The organism is Zhengella sedimenti (assembly GCF_046506625.1).
In the GTDB taxonomy this organism is placed as follows: domain Bacteria; phylum Pseudomonadota; class Alphaproteobacteria; order Rhizobiales; family Rhizobiaceae; genus Zhengella; species Zhengella sedimenti.
Genome location: NZ_JBKFFP010000003.1, coordinates 144,728 through 162,765 on the forward strand (window position 1 = coordinate 144,728; position 18,038 = coordinate 162,765).

An 18,038-nucleotide genomic window follows, 5' to 3' on the forward strand; every position below is an offset into this window, starting at 1 on the left:
GATGAGTGTCAATCTGGCAGCATTTCTCTATCTCGTATCCGGCGTCCTGTTCATCCTGGCGCTGCGCGGGCTTTCGCATCCGACGACGAGCCGGCAGGGCAACATCTACGGCATGACCGGCATGGGCATCGCCATCCTGACGACGCTGGCGCTCGCCACGCCGTCGGCTGGCGGCCTCGGCCTGATCGTGCTCGGCCTCGCCATCGGCGGCGGCGTGGGCGCCTATATCGCCCAGCGCATTCCGATGACGGCGATGCCCCAGCTCGTCGCCGCCTTTCACAGCCTCGTCGGCCTCGCCGCCGTCATGGTGGCCGCGGCCGCGCTCTATTCGCCGGAAAGCTTCGGCATCGGCGCGGTGGGTGAAATCCACGGGCAGGCGCTGGTCGAGATGAGCCTTGGCGTGGCCATCGGCGCCATCACCTTCACCGGGTCGCTGATCGCCTTTGCCAAGCTGGACGGACGCATGTCGGGCAAGCCGATCATGCTGCCCATGCGCCATGCCATCAACATCGCCATCTTCGTGGCGCTGGTCGTGCTCATCGCCATGCTGGTGATGACCGAGAGCCACACGGTGTTCTGGCTGATCGTGCTGCTGTCGCTGGCGCTCGGCATCCTGATCATCATCCCGATCGGCGGCGCCGACATGCCGGTGGTCGTGTCCATGCTCAACTCCTATTCGGGCTGGGCGGCCGCGGGAATCGGCTTCACGCTCGGCAACATGGCGCTGATCATTACCGGCGCGCTGGTCGGCTCGTCGGGCGCGATCCTGTCCTACATCATGTGCAAGGGCATGAACCGGTCCTTCATCTCGGTCATCCTCGGCGGCTTCGGCGGCGAGACGGCCGGCGGCGGCGCGGATGACGGCATCGACCGGACGGTCAAGCAGGGCTCGGCCGACGACGCGGCCTTCCTGATGATGAACGCGTCCAAGGTCATCATCGTGCCGGGCTACGGCATGGCGGTCGCACAGGCACAACATGCGCTGCGCGAGATGGCCGACAAGCTGAAGGAGCATGGCGTGGAGGTGAAATACGCCATCCACCCGGTGGCGGGGCGCATGCCCGGCCACATGAACGTGCTGCTGGCGGAAGCCAATGTGCCCTATGACGAGGTGTTCGAACTGGAAGACATCAATTCCGAGTTCGCGCAGGCCGACGTGGCCTATGTCATCGGCGCCAATGACGTGACCAACCCGTCGGCGCGTGACGACAAGACCTCGCCCATCTACGGCATGCCGATCCTCGACGTTGACAAGGCCAAGACCTGCCTTTTCGTCAAGCGTTCGCTCGGCTCCGGCTATGCCGGCATCGACAACACGCTGTTCTACAAGGATGGCACGATGATGCTGCTGGGCGACGCAAAGAAGATGACGGAAGAGATCGTCAAGGCGATGGACGAGTAACGCCGCCGCGCTTCGCGCAGACGGCCGCGAAAGCAAGGCCCCCGCTGACAACCGCAGCGGGGGCTTTTTTCGTTGCTAGCCGGACGCCGGCTCTGGGCGACGGGCGCAAGAGCGCGTCAGCGCGCGACCGGCCGGATTTCCAGTTCCGCGATCCCGGCTGCGATGTTCACGCCTTCCTGGACCTGGACGGATACGGGCTGAAGGTTGATCGACTTGTCAAAGCCGCCGACGAGGACCGATGCGCCGGCCCCGGCGGCCGCGGACGCTTCCGCACTGGCGCCGACATAGGTCCCGGCCAGCGCGCCGGGTTCGAGCGGCGTCGCGGAAGAGGGCGCAAGCACCAGCCACTTCATCAGGGCCGTTCCCGTCACGCCGATGTCGATGCCATATTTGCTGATGGTGCCGGCATAGGTTTCCACCGCTCCGTCAACAGGGGTGAAATCGCAGACCAGGTTCTTGGTCGAACCGAAGACGAAGCCGGCGCCGCCTTCCACCCGGCAGTCGAGGGACCCGGCTTCGACCGTCTGGGCCGTCCCGGGCGTGATGGCGGCGAGCAGAAGCGCCGTTGCAATGGCGGTTGCCGCGAGAATGGATGATATACGCATGGTCTTTCTCCTGTGCCGAAAGGTATCGACGGGAGAAACACCGCATCAGGGCAACAGGTTCCCGGCAGCCCGGATCACGGTTTGTTGCCGTGTCCGGCCGGTCCCCGCGTCAGCTTCCGCGCGTGCGTTCCAGGCCGGCGCGGGCAGGGCCGTAATTGGGGTCGAGCGCCGCGGCGCGCGAATAGGAGGCGCGGGCCTTCTTCATGTCGCCGCGCTTTTCGTAGACCAGGGCCTGGTTGGCCCAGCTTTCGGCCTTCCTGTCATCGAGCTTGATGGCAAGGTTGAAGTCCGCGAAGGCGTTTTCGTCGTCGCCAAGCGCCATGTAGGAGATGCCGCGGCCGTTATAGGGTTCGGCGGCGTCGCCGGATAGCGATATGGCGGTCGAGAAGTCCTCGATGGCATAGGCATGCTGGCCGCGCGACTGGTAGATGAGGCCGCGATTGTGATAGGCGCGCGGGTCGGTGGTATCGAGCTGGATCGCGCTTTCGAAATCACGGAACGCATCCAGATCGCGGCCCATCTTGCGATAGAGATTGCCGCGTCCGATATAGGCGACGTCATAATTCGGATTGATCTGCAGGGCGCGGGAATAATCGGCCTGCGCTTTCGCGTGGTCGCCCTGGAGCCGGTGGATAAGACCCCGGTTGGCATAGGCCTGGTAGAAACTGCCGTTCAGACCGATGGCCGTGTTGAAGTCCTGCAGCGCCTCCTGGTAACGGCCGGCGCGGCCATAGGCGGAGCCGCGTACGTTGTAGGCTTCCGGGTCGCGCGGACTGCGCTCGATCACCGCTGTCAGGGAGGCGATGTTTTCCTCGGACCCCTGGGCCTTGTCGAAATTCGTCGATTCGATCGGTGCGGTCGTGTTGCAGCCGGCCAGAAGCGGCAGCGCGAGAACAAGGGCAATCGCAACCGCGAAGCCGGTCGGGCGTGGGGCGAACTGGCCGCTCCAGGAGGACAGTCTGCTATACACGGTCGAACTACCCCTTCCGGATCCCCGTCCGGCTGTGGCGCGTTCCCGCACTTGGCGGCGGGACGGCCCGATCAACAAAAAAGGTGGAGGCGATAAATCGCCGCCACCTGCGGTACGTCCGGAAATGGACAAAAAAACGGCGGGATCAGCGACCGGTGCGACCGCCGAGCAGACCCTCGCGCTGGGCACGCTTGCGAGCCAGCTTGCGGGCGCGGCGGACGGCTTCGGCCTTTTCGCGGGCGCGCTTCTCGGACGGCTTCTCGTAGTGACCACGCATCTTCATCTCGCGGAAGATGCCTTCACGCTGCATTTTCTTCTTGAGAGCGCGGAGCGCCTGGTCAACGTTGTTGTCGCGTACGAGTACCTGCACGTGTCGATCCTGTCCTGGTCTGTTGTCTGGAAGCGGGCCGTCCGGTGAACGACGGCCTGCTCGTGGAGAGACTGCTCCCCGCGATTTGGAGCGCTCCATAGCAAAAGCCACCCTGTTTGTCGAGAGGTGCCTGCAAAAAAGCGAAGGCCTTTGCGGCGCCCAAGGCTCTGCCGTCCGGGAGCGGCCTCCAAAGGGACATGCGACGGGTTGCCGCTCACGCCAACACGTCACGCGTGGTCGCAAACAGAGCATCGGCTTGCGGCCGCGGCCGCTAGTGATACCCTCGAAACTGTCGTGACAGGGAACAGGTGACGGGGCCGAGACATGCGCAAATATTCCGCTTTCGCCATTGCGCGCGAGGCGCTGCGCAGCCACAAGGGCTGGGAAAAGCAGTGGGACTCGCCGGAACCGCGCGCGGCCTATGACGTGGTGATCGTCGGTGCGGGCGGCCACGGGCTGGCGACGGCCTACTACCTGGCCAGGGAGCATGGCATCACCAATGTCGCCGTGCTGGACAAGGGCTGGCTTGGCGGCGGCAATACCGGCCGCAACACCACGATCATCCGTTCCAACTATCTCTACGACGAATCGGCGGGTCTCTACGATCACGCGGTGAAGCTGTGGGAAAACCTGTCGCAGGACCTGAACTACAACGTGATGTATTCGGCGCGCGGCGTGATGATGCTGGCGCACAACGTCCATGACGAGCAGGTGTTCAAGCGTCACATCCATGCCAACCGGCTCAACGGCGTCGACAATGAATGGCTGACGCCGGCAGAAGCCAAGGCTTTCTGCCCGCCGCTCAACATTTCGGCGACAGCGCGTTACCCGGTGGTGGGCGCGGCACTGCAAAGGCGCGGCGGCACGGCCCGTCATGACGCCGTGGCCTGGGGCTATGCGCGCGCTGCGGCGGCGCGCGGCGTGCATGTCATCCAGAATTGCGCGGTGACCGGCATCCGCCGGTCCGCCGATGGCGCGGTGGAGGGCGTGGAGACGACGCGCGGCTTCATCGGCGCCAGGAAGGTGGGCGTCGTTGCTGCCGGCAACACCACGCCGATCATGGAAATGGCCGGGCTGCGCATGCCGCTCGAAAGCTTCCCGCTGCAGGCGCTGGTGTCCGAGCCGGTCAAGCCGGCCTTCCCCTGCGTGGTGATGTCGAACACGGTGCATGCCTACATCTCCCAGTCCGACAAGGGCGAACTGGTCATCGGCGCGGGCACCGACCAGTACACGTCCTATTCGCAGACCGGCGGGCTGCACATCCTCAGCCACACGCTGGAAGCCATCTGCGAGATGTTCCCGATCTTCAGCCGCATGAAGATGCTGCGCTCCTGGGGCGGCATCGTGGACGTGACGCCAGACCGCTCGCCGATCCTGGCGAAGACGCCGGTCAAGGGCCTCTATGTCAATTGCGGCTGGGGCACGGGCGGCTTCAAGGCCACGCCGGGCTCGGGGCATGTGTTCGCGCACACCATCGCGCGCGACGAGCCGCACCGGATCAATGCCGCCTATACGCTGGAGCGTTTCCGCACCGGCCGGCTGATCGACGAAGCCGCGGCGGCGGCCGTGGCGCACTGAGCCATGGGGGCGGCTATGGCCATGGCGTTTTCAATCGCAGCCTCGGCGGCAATCGTGCCCGCAAGCGATGAGCGTGACCTGTTTGCCATGCCGTCCCAGGAGGATTTCCGGCTTCAGGAAATCGAGCGGCAACCCGGCGAGACCGACTGGCCCTTCGTGAGCGCGCGCGGCATGCTGGCCTGCGCCTTCGTGACCGGGCGGCGCCAGGGCTATTTCGTGCCGCGCGATGACGCCGGCGTCATTCCGGACGACGCGCCCGGGGTGCCCCTGTCGGGCGACCCGGTGGAAATGCTCACCTTCTACCTGATGATGCGGGATGCTTTCGTGCGCATCGACAATCCCGCGGAACTGGTGCGGCGGGTCGCCCCGCTGGCCGATACCGCCAAACGCCTTTGCGACCAGCCCCGCGGAACCGACGTGCCGCGCGGCGACCTCTAGGAAAAAGAGCCTGCCATGCTGCTGATCCGCTGTCCCTATTGCGAAGAGGAACGTCCGGAACTGGAGTTCCGCGGCGCCGGCGAGGCGCATATCGCGCGCCCGGCCAATATCGCGGAGATTTCGGACGAGGAATTCGAGGCCTTCTTCTTCCTGCGTGACAATCCGCGCGGGATCACCTTCGAGCGATGGAGGCATATCCATGGCTGCGGGCGCTTCTTCAACGCGGCGCGTGACACGGTCTCCGACAAGTTCCTCATGACCTACAAGGCTGGCGAACCGAAGCCCGATCTCGGCACCGGCCGGGGAGACAAGGCATGAGCCAGAGCTTCCGCATTGCCGGCAAGGGCCGGCTGTCCCCGTCGCGCGGCCTGCGCTTCTTCTTCGACGGCAAGGCCTATGACGGGCTCGAAGGCGACACGGTGGCGTCCGCGCTGCTCGCCAACGGGGTTCACCTGGCGGGCCGCTCCTACAAGTATCACCGGCCGCGCGGCATTCTCACCGCCGGCTCGGAGGAGCCGAATGCCCTCATCGGCGTGACCAACAGCGCGGCACGGCACACGCCGAACGTGCGCGCGACGGTGCAGGAAGTCCATGACGGGCTGGTCGCGCGGTCGCAGAACCGCTGGCCGTCGCTGGCCTTCGATGTCGGGGCCGTCAACAGCCTCGGCGCGCCCTTCTTCTCGGCGGGCTTCTACTACAAGACATTCATGTGGCCGAAGGCCGCCTGGAAGAAGATCTATGAGCCCTTTATCCGGCAAGCGGCCGGTCTCGGCACCGCGCCGAACGAACCGGACCCGGATCACTATGCGAACCGCAATGTCCATTGCGACGTCCTGGTCGTGGGCGGCGGCGCCGTGGGGCTGGCGGCGGCGCTGGCGGCGGCCAAGGCCGGGGCCTCGGTGATCCTGTGCGACGAGCAGGCGCAATGCGGCGGCGCCATGCGCCATGAAAGCGGTGCGCGCATCGACGGCCGGTCCGGCTGGGACTGGGCGCAGGAAACCGCAGCGAAGCTGAAAGCCATGGACAATGTGCGCGTTCTGACGCGCACCACGGCATTCGGCTATCACACGCAGAATTTCGTGGCGCTGGCCGAGCGGGTGACGGATCACCTGGCGGACGGCAAGGGATTGCCGCGCGAACGGCTCTGGCAGGTTCGTGCCGCACGCGTCGTGCTGGCGACGGGCGCGATCGAGCGGCAACTCGTCTTCGGCGGCAACGACCTGCCCGGCGTGATGTTCGCGGGCGCGGCGCGCACCTATCTCAACCACTACGGTGTCGCGGCGGGCCGCAAGGTCGGCGTCCATACCGCCTGCGATTCGGCCTATGGGGCGGCTTTCGACCTGGCGCGGGCCGGCGTGGCCGTGCCGGTCATCGTCGACTGGCGACACGACGTTCCGGAAGCGCTGGTGCGCGAGGCGCAGGATCTCGGCATCAAGCTGCTGACCGGGCACCGGGTCGTGCAGGCGCGGGGCCGGTTGCGCATTGCCTCCATCGCGGTGGCACATCGCGACGGCGGTCAGGAACGCTCCTTCGCCGTCGATGCGCTGATCATGTCCGGCGGCTGGACGCCCTCGGTCCATCTCTATTCGCAATCGCGCGGCAAGGTAGTCTGGGACGAGGCAACGCAACGCTTCCTGCCCGGTGACCCGGTGCAGGATTGCGTGACGGTGGGTGCGGGCAACGGCACCGACGACCTTGCCGACGGCATTGCCGAAGCGCTGGAGGCGGGCAGGGCCGCAGCGGCCGCCGCAGGTCATGCGGACGGCGAAGCCCCCGTTGTCCATGTCGAGGCCAGCGAGAGCTTTGCCGGCGGGCTTGCCGGCGATGCCGGGGAGATCAAGGGCAAGGCCTTCGTCGACTACCAGAACGACGTGACCGCCAAGGATATCCGCCAGGCGGTGCGCGAGGGGATGCATTCCATCGAGCACGTCAAGCGCTTCACGACCAACGGCATGGCTACCGACCAGGGCAAGCTGTCCAACATGCACGGCCTTGCCATTGCCGCCGATTCGCTCGGCCGTCCCATCCCGGACGTGGGCCTGACGACGTTCCGCCAGCCGTTCACGCCGGTGACCTTCGGCACCATCGTCAACCACGGGCGCGGCGACCTGTTCGACGTCACCCGGCGCACGCCGATCGACGGCTGGGCGCAGGAGCATGGCGCGGTTTTCGAGGATGTCGGCAACTGGAAGCGGGCCCGCTTCTTCCCGCAGGGCGGCGAGGACATGCATGCGGCGGTCAACCGCGAGTGCCGCACGGTGCGCGAGACGGCCGGCCTTTTCGATGCCTCGACGCTGGGCAAGATCGAGGTGGTGGGACCGGATGCCGGCGCCTTCATGGACCTGATGTACACCAACCCGATGAGCAAGCTTGGCGTCGGCAAGCTGCGCTATGGCATCATGTGCCGGGAAGACGGCTTCGTCTATGACGACGGTGTCGTGGGCCGCGTCGCGGAGGACCGGTTCCACGTGACCACCACGACGGGCGGCGCGCCGCGCGTGTTGCATCACATGGAAGACTACCTGCAAACGGAGTTTCCGCACCTGAAGGTGTGGCTGACCTCGGTGACCGAGCAATGGGCCGTCATCGCCGTCCAGGGGCCGAAGGCACGCGAGATCGTCGCGCCCTTCGTTTCCGGCGCCGACATCTCGGCGGACGCGCTGCCACACATGTCGATGGCCGAATGCGAGGTCTGCGGCGTGCCGGCGCGGCTGTTCCGCGTGTCGTTCACCGGCGAGACGGGCTTCGAGATCAACGTGCCGGCGGACTATGGCCGCTCGGTCTGGGAGATCATCGAGGCGCGGGGTGCGGAACTCGGTGCCTGCCCCTATGGCACGGAAACCATGCACGTGCTGCGCGCGGAGAAGGGCTACATCATCGTCGGGCAGGACACCGACGGCACGGTGACGCCCTTTGATGCGGGCTATGGCTGGGCGGTGTCGAAGAAGAAGCCCGATTTCGTCGGCATCCGGGGGCTGAAGCGCCCCGACCTGGTGGCCGAAGGCCGCAAGCAGCTTGTCGGGCTTCTCACGAGCGATCCCGCCACCGTGCTGGAAGAGGGCGCGCAAATCGTCGCCGATCCGAACCAGGCGGTGCCGATGACCATGATCGGTCATGTCACCTCGTCCTACTGGTCGGAAAATTGCGGCCGGTCCATCGCCCTGGCGCTGGTGGCGGGCGGACGGGCGCGCATGGGCGAGACGCTGCATGTGCCGATGCCGGACCGCACCATCGCGGTCACGGTCACCGAACCGGTGTTTTTCGATCCGAAGGGAGAGCGTCTCCATGGCTGAGACAGCAATCGTGAAAGCCGACCGGCGCGAGCCCATGGCGGGCGCGGCGATGGCCAATGCCGCGGTGACGGTAAAGGCGGTCGCGCCCATGGCACGGCTCAGCCTGCGCGCCGGCGCCGATACCTTGCCCGCCCTGTCGAAGGCCCTCGGACTGGACCTGCCGCAGCGGCCAAAGCAGACCGCCGGCAATGGCGAGCGGACAGCGCTGTGGCTCGGCCCGGATGAATGGCTGCTGATCGACAGCAGCGGCGCCGACCTGATGGCAGCGGTCAGCGGTGCCGACGGCGTGTTCAGCGCCGTCGACGTCTCGCATCGCAATACCGGCTTCGCGATTTCCGGACCGGGCGCCGCCGACACGCTTGCCTGCGCCTGTCCGCAGGATTTGCGTCTTCCGGCCTTTCTGGCAGGCGCGGCCAGCCGCACCGTTTTCGGCAAGGCGGAAGTGGTACTGTGGCGGCAATCGGAGACGCAATGGCACCTGGAATGCTGGCGTTCCTTCGCGCCCTATGTCTTCGGCCTTCTGAAGGAAGGCGCGGAGGATGCCGTCCTGACCTGAGCATTGCCATGCTCTGAAGACGAGGGAACCCCTGGCCCTGCATCCGCGTTTCACCATCGGAAGCAGACAGGAGACACCTCATGGAACGCGAACTGTTCGACCTGATGCCGCAGACCCGCTGGCCCGCTCCCGAGGGATTCCTGGCCAAGCTGTGCATGGGCGGCGGAAAGTCCTACGATCCGTCCGAGGACAAGGACCGCGAGGGCCTGGACGACGAACTCGACGAGGGCCTGGACGATACCTTTCCGGCTTCCGACCCGGTTTCGGTGTCGCAGACCACGACCACCGGCGCGCCCGGCGAGTTCCGCAAGAAGGGCGAAAAAGAGGCGGAGGATGACTGAAATCCGTCCGATCCTCATTCAAGCGTTTGACGATACTCACCTTTTGTTAACCATAATTTCACCACGAAAAGGCGATGTCCTTCCCTTGAGGAAGGAGGCGCCGATGAACCGGATACAGACAGGGTACAATCCCCCGGATCCGCGGTGGCCCATGCCGCAATCGCTGCTGGACAAGCTGACGGCGGCACGGCCTTGCGAGCGCAGCCTGCCTGCAAGCCCCTGGGTCGGGAATGCAAATCCCGCGGTTCAACCCCAGCCTTTCCTGACAGCCGCGAGGCCCGGCTGATCAGACCGCGGAAACGCCGCCATCGATGGTGAGCGTCTGTCCGGTCATGAAGCCGTTCGCCGGGTCGCAGGCAAACAGCACAGCTTCCATCACCTCGTCGATTTCCCCCAGGCGCCGCATCGGTACGCCCCGCACGATGTGGGCAATGCCTTCTTCCATGCTCTGCGACGTGTCGCGCAGGCCGCCGAGCACCATGTCGGTGCGCGCGAAGGCCGGGCATAGCGCGTTCACGCGGATGCCCTTGCGGGCATATTCGGCCGCCGCCGATCGGGTGAGGCCGACCACACCATGCTTGGCCGCCGAGTAGATGGCCAGTTGCGGCGCGCCCGCCACGCCGGCCAGCGACGACGTGTTGAGGATGGCGCAACCACGCCCGGTTGCCTTGGCGCGTTCCACCATGGCCGGGATCTGGTGTTTCATGGCGTAGAAGACACCCATCAGGTCGATGTCCACGATGCGCCGGGCAAGCGCGCTGTCGATGGCGGGCAGGGGCGTGAAGCCCTGGGCGATGCCGGCATTGTTGAAGGCGATATCCGGGCCGCCAAAACGCTCCCTTGCCAGCGCGACGAGGCGCGCGCTCGTCTCCTCGGCGGCGATGTCGCCTGCCTCGTAGACATGGCGCGCGGGATCGAGGGCGGCGAAGGCATCGCCCGGATCGGTGGCGAGATCGGAGAGCACGAGGTTGGCGCCCTCCGCGTGGAAGCGCTCGGCGGCGCGCTTGCCGAAGCCGCCCGTCGCGCCGGTCACGATGACCGTCAGTCCGTCGAACCGCGCCATTTTCCTCATCCTTCCCTGTGAATGCCGGCCACGGCGAGCCGTGCCAGCAGCGGCACTGCCTGGCCATAGAGCTTCGCCTTTTCCGGATTGGACGCATTGCCGTCCAGCGAGCGCTTGTAGACGCCCTGCAGGATCGCGCCGAGCCGGAAGAAGGAGAAGGCGATGTAGAAGCCCCAGCCGGGAATGCCCGAAAGGCCCCGCCGCGCGCAATAGCTTGCGACATATTCCTCCTCGGTCGGCAGGCCTATGGCATGGCGGTCGACGCCGCCCAGGCCCTTGAACCCGGAATCGTGCGGCAGGCGCCATTGCATGCACTGGTAGGCGAGATCGGCGAAGGGATGGCCCAAGGTCGACAATTCCCAGTCGAGCAGCGCGATGACGTCCGGGCGGTCCTTGGCGAACATCATGTTGTCGAGCCGGTAGTCGCCGTGGACGAGGCTGACCGTGCCGTCATCGGGCGGCGTGTTGGCTTCCAGCCAGGCGATCAGCCCGTCCATGTCGGGCAGGGTTTCGGTCTCCGAGGCCCGGTACTGCTTGGTCCAGCGGGAAAGCTGGCGCTCGAAATAGGAGCCCGGCCTGCCGAAATCCGACAGGCCGACAGCATCCACATCGACCGAATGGAGGGCCGCCAGCGTGCGGTTCATGGCGTCGTAGATACCGGCGCGTTCCTCGTTTGAGGGCAGTTCGGCGAGCGCGGGGTCCCAGAAGATGCGCCCGTCAAGGAATTCCATGACGTAGAACATGCGGCCGATGGGGCTTTCCCCGCCTTCGCCGGACAGGGCGAAGACGCGCGGCACGGGCACGCCGGTTTTCGCAAGCGCTGCCATGACACGGAATTCGCGGTCCACCTGGTGGGCCGACTTCAGCAGTTCGCCGGGCGGCTTGGCGCGCAGGACGTAGCTGCCGCTGGCCGCATCGACACGGTAGGTCGGGTTGGACTGGCCGGCGGAAAACTTTGTGACCGAGCGCAGGCCCGAGAATCCCTCGACATGGGCTTCCAGCCAGGGGGCGAGACGGGTGTCGTCGATGGCGTTGGGATCGCTCATGCGTTGACCACTCCTTCTTCCATGATGGCGATGGTCTTCCATTCCGCCGTCAGGGCCGGCTTGACGACGCCCTCGATCTCGACGGTCACGCCATAGGTCATCTCGACATAGCCGGAGGGACGGATCTTCAGGTGGTCGAGGGTGAAGCGGCCGCGAATGCGCTTGCCAGCCGGCACCGGGTTGACGAAGCGCACCTTCTCGAAGCCGAAATTGACGCCCATCTTCCTGCCCTCCAGCCGCGCGAGCGCCTGGTAGGCGAAGACGGAGAGCATGGACAGGGTAAGAAACCCGTGGGCGATGGTTCCGCCGAACGGCGTTTCGGCGGCGCGTTCCGGATCGACATGGATGAAGTTGTGATCCTTCGTCACGTCGGCGAAGGCGTCGATCATGCCTTGGGTGATCTCGTGCCAGGGCGATATGCCGATCTCCTTGCCGACCACGCCGCGCAGGTCGTCAAGCGTGGCCGGCGGCCTGCCGCTCTGGTCTGTCGGGTCGTTCATGCCGGTTTTCCTTCGCTCAATCCTTGAAGAGGCTCATTCCGTGCTGGACGGACTGTCCGCCGTCAAGCGGGAGGATGCAACCGGTGACATAGGCGCCCGCCCTGGAGCACAGGAAAAGCGTTGCGCCGGCGATGTCGGAGGGCGCGCCGATGCGGCCGAGCGGAACGCGCGCGCCGATGCGTTTGGCGTTCTCGTCGCCGGCCGTGGCGAAGGCGGTCATCTTCGACTGGAAAGGACCGGGGGCAAAGGCATTCACGGTGATGCGCCGTTCCGCGAACTCGATGGCGAGCGTCCGGGTGAGATGGTGCACAGCGGCTTTCGAGGCCGTGTAGGAATAGGCGCCGTCGGCGATGGGCTGGGTCCCCATGACCGAGCCGAGGTTGATGATGCGGGCGGGGTCCTCGTCGCTGGCCGCGGCATCCAGAAGGCCGGTCAATTGCCGCGTGAGATGGAAAAGCCCGGTCACGTTGACATCCATGACGCGCGCCCACGCCTTGTAGGGAAAGCTCTCATAGGACTCGCCCCAGGACAGGCCGGCATTGTTGACGAGGATGTCGAGCCGGTCTGTCCGGCCCTTCACTTCGGCGGCCAGGGCGTCCACGCCCTCCTCGGTGCCAACATCGCCGCCGAAGCCTTCCACCGTGCCCGGCAGGCCGAGCGCGTTGATCTCCGCGGCTGTCGCGGCGCAGGCCTCGGCCTTGCGTGATGCGATGAGGACGCGCGCGCCGCCCATGGCAAGTCCGGTTGCGCACATGCGGCCGATGCCCGTGGCGCCGCCCGTGACGAGCGCAACTTTCCCCTCGACAGAAAACAGTTCTTCCAGCCCGCTCATGACGGCTTCCCTCCTGTGCGTCTTTCCCTTGCGTGATCCCGTCGCGGTTCTTTCCGGAAGGATCACGTTGACAACATACTCAGTAGTATGTTCATATTTTCCGCAGCCGTAAAGAGCCTTGGAGAAAAGGCCGGCGGCCGGGAGAAGGGCTGGGAGGAGCCGGTTGGACACGGTGCCGGACATTGTCGCGCTGAACGAGCATGAGCCGCGATTCGAGATCCTCGAGGCGGCGGCCGCCTGTTTCGAGGCGCGCGGGTTTGCCTCCACCTCCATCGATGACGTGGCGCGCCGGCTGGGATCCACAAAGGGCCGGATCTATCACCACTTCTCGTCCAAGACGGATCTCTTCACCGCTGTCTACAGGCACGGCATGGAAATGCTGCATGTGCACCTGCAGCCGCTGGTGGAGCGCGAGATGGAACCGCTGGCGAAGCTGAAGCTGCTGGCCACCGAACACGTGCACATGATGCTGGCAACGCGCGCCTTCCAGCGCGTGGTCTGGGAAGGCGTGGAGCTGCATCTGCGCGGCGCCACGACGCCGGAGCAGCGCGAGGCCTTCGATGCGCTGATCGCCACGCGGGAGCGCTATTCGGCCTATTTCCGGCAGGCGGAGGAGGCGGCGAAGGCCGCCGGCCTGCTCGATTACGAGAATCTCTCGATCGCGAACCAGGTCATGTTCATGACGCTGAACTCGCCGATCTTCTGGTACAAGCCCCGGCCCGGCGAAACGGACGCGGACCGCGAGGCGCTGGTGCGCCAGATCGTCACTTTCGCGCTGAGGGGCCTTGGCGCACGCAAGGAGCTGATAGAATGACCGACATGAACCTTGGCATGAGCGAACGGGTGAAGCCGCTGCATGCGGCTGTGCGCCAGATGGTGCAGGAGGAAATCCTGCCACTGGAGGAGGAATATCTTGCCGAGGTGGCCAAGGGCAACCGGTGGGAATACACGCCGCGCCAGACCGAGATCCTGGAGGGCCTCAAGGCCAAGGCGAAGGAACGCGGCCTCTGGAACTTCTGGCTGACCGATTCGGAGCGGGGCTACGGCCTGACCACGGTGGAATACGCCTACCTGGCCGAGGAAATGGGCAAGGCCCATCTGGGCGGGGAAGTGTTCAACTGCTCGGCGCCCGACACGGGCAACATGGAGGTGTTCGAGCGCTACGGCACCCAGGCGCAGAAGGACGAGTGGCTGGCGCCGCTGCTGGAAGGCAGGATCCGTTCGGCCTTCCTGATGACCGAGCCGGACGTCGCCTCGTCGGACGCCACCAACATTTCCATGTCCTGCGTGCGCGATGGCGACGAATACGTCCTCAACGGCGAGAAGTGGTGGTCGTCGGGCGCGGGCGATCCGCGCTGCAAGATCTACATCACCATGGTCAAGACCGGCGGCGACGACGCCCCTAAGCACCGCCGCCATTCCATGGTGCTGGTGCCGGCGGGAACGCCGGGCGTCACGATCCTGCGCGCCATGGAGGTCTATGGCGAGGATGACGCCCCACATGGCCACATGCATATCCGTTTCGAGAACGTCCGTGTGCCGGTTTCCAACCTCATCAAGGAGGAAGGGGCGGGCTTCGAGATCGCCCAGGGCCGGCTCGGGCCGGGCCGCATCCACCATTGCATGCGCGCCATTGGCCAGGCGGAAAAGGCCCTGGAACTGATGTGCACGCGGGCGCTGCGCCGTGAGGCCTTCGGAAAACCGATCGCGCATCTGGGCCAGAACTACGATATCATCGCCGAAGCGCGCATGGAGATCGAGCAGGCGCGCCTGCTCTGCCTGAAGGCGGCGTGGATGATGGACCAGGGCGATGCGCGCGCGGCGGCGCCATGGATCAGCCAGATCAAGGTCGTGGCGCCGCGCATGGCGCTCAAGGTCACCGACGAGGCGGTGCAGATGTTCGGCGCGCAGGGCATCAGCCAGGATGCGCCGCTTTCGCGGATGTGGACGCACCTGCGCACGCTGCGGTTCGCCGATGGCCCGGATGCGGTACACCGTCGCCAGATCGCGCGCCAGGAACTGCGCAAGTACACCCAGGAAAAGGTCTGAATCGGAATGAAGGCTATCATCGCGAACGACTTCCAGCCGCTTGACAAGCTCGTCTATGGCGACTGGCCCGAACCGGAGGCGGGGAAGGGGCAGATCGTCATCGAAGCCGAGGCCATCGGTGTCAATTTCCCCGACGGACTGCTGGTGCAGGGCCTCTACCAGTCGCGGCCGGAGACCCCCTTCGTTCCCGGCATGGAAACGGCTGGGAAGGTGGTGGCCATTGGCGAGGGCGTGGACGGTTTCGCCGTCGGCGACCGTGCCGCGGCCATGATGCCGCTTGGCGGCTATGCCGAGCGTGTGGCGGTGCCGGCGGCAAGCGCCATGAAGCTGCCGGAAGGCATGCCGGCCGATCACGCCTGCGCCCTGCTCGTGGGATTTTCCACCTCGCATTACGCGCTGAAGCAGCGGGCGAACCTGAAGGCCGGCGAGACGCTGTGCGTCCTCGGCGCGGCAGGCCTTACGGGATTGGCCGCCATCCAGATCGGCAAGGCCATGGGCGCGCGCGTCATCGCGGTTGCCTCCAGCGTGGAGAAGCAGACGGTCGCGAAGGACAATGGCGCCGACGAGGTGCTGGGCTATGAAAACCTCAAGGATGAATTGAAGCGCGTGACCGGCGGCAAGGGCGTGGACGTGGCCTTCGATCCCGTCGGCGGCGATGCCTTCGACACGCTGTCGCGTTCGATGGCCTGGGGCGGCCGGCTGCTGGTCATCGGTTTCGCCTCGGGCACGATCCCGAAGCTGCCGGTCAACCTGACGCTGGTGAAGGGCTATTCGGTCGTCGGCGTTTTCTGGGGGGATTTCACGCGGCGCGAGCCGGAGGTCTACGCCGAGAACATGCGCGAGCTGATCGGGCTCTACATGGAAGGCAAGGTCAAGCCCGTGGTGGACGGAACCTACAAGCTGGCCGATGCGGCCTCGGTGCTGGAGCGGGTGCTCGGGCGCGGGGCCAGCGGCAAGATCGTGCTGACACCGTGAGGCGACCATGACCAGGACGATGCAGGCCCTGCTTCAATTGGCCGACGGCTTCGCCAGCAAGCCTTCGCCCATGCAACTGGAAAGCCTCGACCCCTATGTCGAACTGGCGCAGACGCCGGTGCCGGAGCCGGGCGAAGGGCAGGTTCTGATCAAGGTCACGCTGGCCTCGGTCAATCCCGCTGACGTGATGTTCATCAAGGGCATGTACGGCCAGCGGCGCGTGAAGGGAAATCCGGCCGGATTCGAGGGCGTCGGCGAGGTGGTCGCCTCGGGCGGCGGCGGTTTCGCCGACAGCCTGAAGGGCAGGCGCGTGGCCTTCATTGCCACGCATTCGGGAAGCTGGGCCGAATATGCCCTGACCGACGCGTCCGTCTGCATTCCGCTGCGCGACGACATCCGCGATGCCGACGGCGCGGCCATGATCGTCAATCCGCTGACCGCCCACGCGATGTTCGGCATCGTGAAGGAGGAAGGCGAGAAGGCCTTCATCATGAGCGCGGCGGCAAGCCAGTTGTGCAAACTTATTGCACGCATGGCGGCCGACGAAGGATACCGGCCGATCGCGCTGGTGCGCCGCGACGACCAGATCGATCTGCTGAAGAGCCATGGCGCGGCGCATGTGCTGAATGTCACGGCGCCGGATTTCGCCGCGCAACTGGCCGCGGTCCTGAAGGAGGAGAAGCCACGCATCTTCCTGGACGCGGTGACCGGGCCGCTGGCCGGCCAGGTTTTCGCCGCCATGGGGCGGGGTGCCCGCTGGATCGTCTATGGCCGGCTGGAGGCCGCCGAGACCGTGATTCCGGAGCCGGGACAGCTCATCTTCATGGACAAGCGGATCGAGGGCTTCTGGCTGACGCAATGGAAGCGCCGGGCCTCGCCCCAGGAAAACATGGCGGCGGCGCAGGCCGTGCAGGCGCGATTCGCATCGGGTGAATGGAAGACCGACGTGACCGCGGTCATCCCGCTGTCGCAGGCGCATGACCGATTGGCCGGCGAATTGGCAAAACCGAACGGAAAGGTATTCCTGATGCCCGGATAAGGTGACTTCAATCCGCTTTGCCAAGGAGGGGCAAAGCTGATTAACTTGCTGAAACACTACGGCACAAGACCGTATCGCGACAATGGGAGGAAACTGTCGTGGACGTATCGCAGCTGCTGGTGAGCGGCCTTGCGAATGGCTGTATCTACGGCCTGATCGCACTTGGCTTCGTGCTCATCTACAAGGCAACCGAGGCTGTCAATTTCGCCCAGGGCGACATGATGATGCTGGGCGCCTTCGTCACGCTCTGGCTGACCAATTCCGACCAGCTCGGCCTGCCCTTCTGGATCGCGGTACCTTTGGCCATCGCCCTGATGGGCGTCATAGGATACGTCCTCGACCTGGTCGTCATCCGCCAGATGTTCGGGCAGAGCCAGGTCGCCGTCGTCATCCTGACAATTGCGATCGGCTTCGTGATGCGGTTTGCCGCCGGGACCCTGTGGGGTCATGAGCCGCAATCGCTGGAAACGCCGTTTGCCGGCAAGGACGTTTCCTTCGGTGGCGTGGTGCTCGGTGTCGACGAGGTGGCGGTGATCATCTCGACGCTGGTGCTCACCGTGCTGTTCTATTTCTACTTCAACAACACCCGCCTCGGCGTGGCCATGCAGGCCTCGTCGCAGAACCAGCTTGCCGCCTATTACATGGGCATCCCTGTCAAGCGGGTGCAATCGCTGGTCTGGGCGCTGGCGGGCATGATGGCGACCGTGGCCGGCATCCTCTACGCCGCGAAGGGTTCCATCGACCCGTCGGCCGGCCTGCTGGGCATCAAGGCCTTCGCGGCCGCGGTCATCGGCGGCATGGGCTCGCTGCCCGGCGCGCTGATCGGCGGGCTCATCATCGGCGTCATGGAACCCTTCGCCGCCTATTACATCGCCGCCGGCTACAGCCAGATCGCCCCCTACCTGCTGCTGTTCCTCGTGCTCGTTTTCCGGCCACACGGAATCCTGGCGCAAGTTCATCGCAAGAAGGTCTGAGGACGCC

The 18,038-nt window shown here is 65.7% G+C and carries 19 protein-coding genes; 12 read left to right on the forward strand and 7 right to left on the reverse strand.

Features of this window, described 5'->3' with window-relative positions:
- Position 1 precedes the first annotated feature (1 nt).
- On the forward strand, positions 2-1,402 hold the full coding sequence (locus ACLB6G_RS10115; RefSeq protein ID WP_410356048.1) for an NAD(P)(+) transhydrogenase (Re/Si-specific) subunit beta: 1,401 nt from the start codon (positions 2-4) through the stop codon (positions 1,400-1,402).
- 116 nt (positions 1,403-1,518) lie between these two features.
- On the opposite strand, the gene ACLB6G_RS10120 is transcribed toward ACLB6G_RS10115, so the two are convergent.
- The 3 genes from ACLB6G_RS10120 to rpsU all read right to left on the reverse strand — a co-directional run bounded on the left by ACLB6G_RS10120 (position 1,519) and on the right by rpsU (position 3,347).
- The gene (locus tag ACLB6G_RS10120; RefSeq protein ID WP_410356049.1) at positions 1,519-2,007 is read right to left on the reverse strand and encodes a DUF992 domain-containing protein; all 489 of its coding nucleotides are present in this window, start codon (positions 2,005-2,007) and stop codon (positions 1,519-1,521) included.
- Positions 2,008-2,116: 109 nt separating this feature from the next.
- Positions 2,117-2,965, reverse strand: coding sequence for a tetratricopeptide repeat protein (locus tag ACLB6G_RS10125; RefSeq protein ID WP_410356421.1), 849 nt, complete (start codon positions 2,963-2,965; stop codon positions 2,117-2,119).
- Between the two features lie 157 nt (positions 2,966-3,122).
- Entirely contained in the window at positions 3,123-3,347 is a 225-nt protein-coding gene (gene rpsU / locus ACLB6G_RS10130; RefSeq protein WP_410356050.1) for a 30S ribosomal protein S21, read from the reverse strand.
- Between the two features lie 324 nt (positions 3,348-3,671).
- Here rpsU and ACLB6G_RS10135 point away from each other — a divergent pair, with 324 nt between their 5' ends.
- The 6 genes from ACLB6G_RS10135 (at position 3,672) to ACLB6G_RS10160 (ending at position 9,553) form a co-directional block, all read left to right on the forward strand.
- A complete protein-coding gene (locus tag ACLB6G_RS10135; protein WP_410356051.1) occupies positions 3,672-4,925 on the forward strand; it encodes a sarcosine oxidase subunit beta family protein in 1,254 nt (417 codons plus the stop codon).
- Positions 4,926-4,946: 21 nt separating this feature from the next.
- Entirely contained in the window at positions 4,947-5,363 is a 417-nt protein-coding gene (locus tag ACLB6G_RS10140; protein ID WP_410356052.1) for a hypothetical protein, read from the forward strand.
- A 15-nt stretch (positions 5,364-5,378) separates the two neighbouring features.
- Positions 5,379-5,681 (forward strand): sarcosine oxidase subunit delta, encoded by a 303-nt coding sequence (locus tag ACLB6G_RS10145; RefSeq protein ID WP_410356053.1) that lies wholly within the window; start codon positions 5,379-5,381, stop codon positions 5,679-5,681.
- A complete protein-coding gene (locus tag ACLB6G_RS10150; RefSeq protein ID WP_410356054.1) occupies positions 5,678-8,656 on the forward strand; it encodes a sarcosine oxidase subunit alpha in 2,979 nt (992 codons plus the stop codon). The genes ACLB6G_RS10145 and ACLB6G_RS10150 overlap by 4 nt, the downstream gene beginning before the upstream one ends.
- Positions 8,649-9,212, forward strand: a complete 564-nt coding sequence (locus tag ACLB6G_RS10155) for a sarcosine oxidase subunit gamma (protein WP_410356055.1) — start codon at positions 8,649-8,651, stop codon at positions 9,210-9,212. The genes ACLB6G_RS10150 and ACLB6G_RS10155 overlap by 8 nt, the downstream gene beginning before the upstream one ends.
- Positions 9,213-9,292: 80 nt before the next feature.
- On the forward strand, positions 9,293-9,553 hold the full coding sequence (locus ACLB6G_RS10160; RefSeq protein WP_410356056.1) for a hypothetical protein: 261 nt from the start codon (positions 9,293-9,295) through the stop codon (positions 9,551-9,553).
- Positions 9,554-9,839: 286 nt separating this feature from the next.
- On the opposite strand, the gene ACLB6G_RS10165 is transcribed toward ACLB6G_RS10160, so the two are convergent.
- The 4 genes from ACLB6G_RS10165 to ACLB6G_RS10180 are packed head-to-tail and all read right to left on the reverse strand — an operon-like array spanning position 9,840 to position 12,994.
- Positions 9,840-10,616 carry an SDR family NAD(P)-dependent oxidoreductase gene (locus ACLB6G_RS10165; RefSeq protein ID WP_410356057.1) on the reverse strand — a complete coding sequence of 259 codons (777 nt, stop codon included), beginning with the start codon at positions 10,614-10,616 and terminating at the stop codon, positions 9,840-9,842.
- Between the two features lie 5 nt (positions 10,617-10,621).
- Positions 10,622-11,662, reverse strand: a complete 1,041-nt coding sequence (locus ACLB6G_RS10170; protein WP_410356058.1) for a phosphotransferase family protein — start codon at positions 11,660-11,662, stop codon at positions 10,622-10,624.
- On the reverse strand, positions 11,659-12,162 hold the full coding sequence (locus tag ACLB6G_RS10175) for a MaoC family dehydratase (RefSeq protein ID WP_410356059.1): 504 nt from the start codon (positions 12,160-12,162) through the stop codon (positions 11,659-11,661). Before ACLB6G_RS10175 ends, ACLB6G_RS10170 begins: the two co-directional genes overlap by 4 nt.
- 16 nt (positions 12,163-12,178) lie before the next feature.
- Entirely contained in the window at positions 12,179-12,994 is an 816-nt protein-coding gene (locus tag ACLB6G_RS10180) for an SDR family oxidoreductase (RefSeq protein ID WP_410356060.1), read from the reverse strand.
- A gap of 172 nt (positions 12,995-13,166) precedes the next feature.
- Here ACLB6G_RS10180 and ACLB6G_RS10185 point away from each other — a divergent pair, with 172 nt between their 5' ends.
- From ACLB6G_RS10185 to ACLB6G_RS10205, 5 genes are all read left to right on the forward strand, one after another.
- Positions 13,167-13,808 carry a TetR/AcrR family transcriptional regulator gene (locus tag ACLB6G_RS10185; protein ID WP_410356422.1) on the forward strand — a complete coding sequence of 214 codons (642 nt, stop codon included), beginning with the start codon at positions 13,167-13,169 and terminating at the stop codon, positions 13,806-13,808.
- Positions 13,805-15,043: an acyl-CoA dehydrogenase family protein gene (locus tag ACLB6G_RS10190; protein WP_410356061.1), complete on the forward strand. Its 1,239-nt coding sequence runs from the start codon at positions 13,805-13,807 to the stop codon at positions 15,041-15,043. Before ACLB6G_RS10185 ends, ACLB6G_RS10190 begins: the two co-directional genes overlap by 4 nt.
- Positions 15,044-15,049: 6 nt before the next feature.
- Complete coding sequence (locus ACLB6G_RS10195) at positions 15,050-16,018, forward strand: NADPH:quinone oxidoreductase family protein (protein ID WP_410356062.1); 969 nt, start codon at positions 15,050-15,052, stop codon at positions 16,016-16,018.
- Between the two features lie 7 nt (positions 16,019-16,025).
- Complete coding sequence (locus ACLB6G_RS10200; protein ID WP_410356063.1) at positions 16,026-17,057, forward strand: zinc-binding dehydrogenase; 1,032 nt, start codon at positions 16,026-16,028, stop codon at positions 17,055-17,057.
- 98 nt (positions 17,058-17,155) lie between these two features.
- Positions 17,156-18,031: a branched-chain amino acid ABC transporter permease gene (locus ACLB6G_RS10205; RefSeq protein WP_410356064.1), complete on the forward strand. Its 876-nt coding sequence runs from the start codon at positions 17,156-17,158 to the stop codon at positions 18,029-18,031.
- Positions 18,032-18,038: the final 7 nt, after the last annotated feature.

What these genes read in the sequence shown, in the direction of transcription:
- ACLB6G_RS10115 (WP_410356048.1), top strand. Translation starts at nt 2, where the DNA reads ATGAGTGTCAATCTGGCAGCATTTCTCTATCTCGTATCCGGCGTCCTG.
- ACLB6G_RS10120 (WP_410356049.1), bottom strand. Translation starts at nt 2,007, where the DNA reads ATGCGTATATCATCCATTCTCGCGGCAACCGCCATTGCAACGGCGCTT.
- ACLB6G_RS10135 (WP_410356051.1), top strand. Translation starts at nt 3,672, where the DNA reads ATGCGCAAATATTCCGCTTTCGCCATTGCGCGCGAGGCGCTGCGCAGC.
- ACLB6G_RS10140 (WP_410356052.1), top strand. Translation starts at nt 4,947, where the DNA reads ATGGCGTTTTCAATCGCAGCCTCGGCGGCAATCGTGCCCGCAAGCGAT.
- ACLB6G_RS10145 (WP_410356053.1), top strand. Translation starts at nt 5,379, where the DNA reads ATGCTGCTGATCCGCTGTCCCTATTGCGAAGAGGAACGTCCGGAACTG.
- ACLB6G_RS10150 (WP_410356054.1), top strand. Translation starts at nt 5,678, where the DNA reads ATGAGCCAGAGCTTCCGCATTGCCGGCAAGGGCCGGCTGTCCCCGTCG.
- ACLB6G_RS10155 (WP_410356055.1), top strand. Translation starts at nt 8,649, where the DNA reads ATGGCTGAGACAGCAATCGTGAAAGCCGACCGGCGCGAGCCCATGGCG.
- ACLB6G_RS10160 (WP_410356056.1), top strand. Translation starts at nt 9,293, where the DNA reads ATGGAACGCGAACTGTTCGACCTGATGCCGCAGACCCGCTGGCCCGCT.
- ACLB6G_RS10165 (WP_410356057.1), bottom strand. Translation starts at nt 10,616, where the DNA reads ATGGCGCGGTTCGACGGACTGACGGTCATCGTGACCGGCGCGACGGGC.
- ACLB6G_RS10170 (WP_410356058.1), bottom strand. Translation starts at nt 11,662, where the DNA reads ATGAGCGATCCCAACGCCATCGACGACACCCGTCTCGCCCCCTGGCTG.
- ACLB6G_RS10175 (WP_410356059.1), bottom strand. Translation starts at nt 12,162, where the DNA reads ATGAACGACCCGACAGACCAGAGCGGCAGGCCGCCGGCCACGCTTGAC.
- ACLB6G_RS10180 (WP_410356060.1), bottom strand. Translation starts at nt 12,994, where the DNA reads ATGAGCGGGCTGGAAGAACTGTTTTCTGTCGAGGGGAAAGTTGCGCTC.
- ACLB6G_RS10190 (WP_410356061.1), top strand. Translation starts at nt 13,805, where the DNA reads ATGACCGACATGAACCTTGGCATGAGCGAACGGGTGAAGCCGCTGCAT.
- ACLB6G_RS10195 (WP_410356062.1), top strand. Translation starts at nt 15,050, where the DNA reads ATGAAGGCTATCATCGCGAACGACTTCCAGCCGCTTGACAAGCTCGTC.
- ACLB6G_RS10200 (WP_410356063.1), top strand. Translation starts at nt 16,026, where the DNA reads ATGACCAGGACGATGCAGGCCCTGCTTCAATTGGCCGACGGCTTCGCC.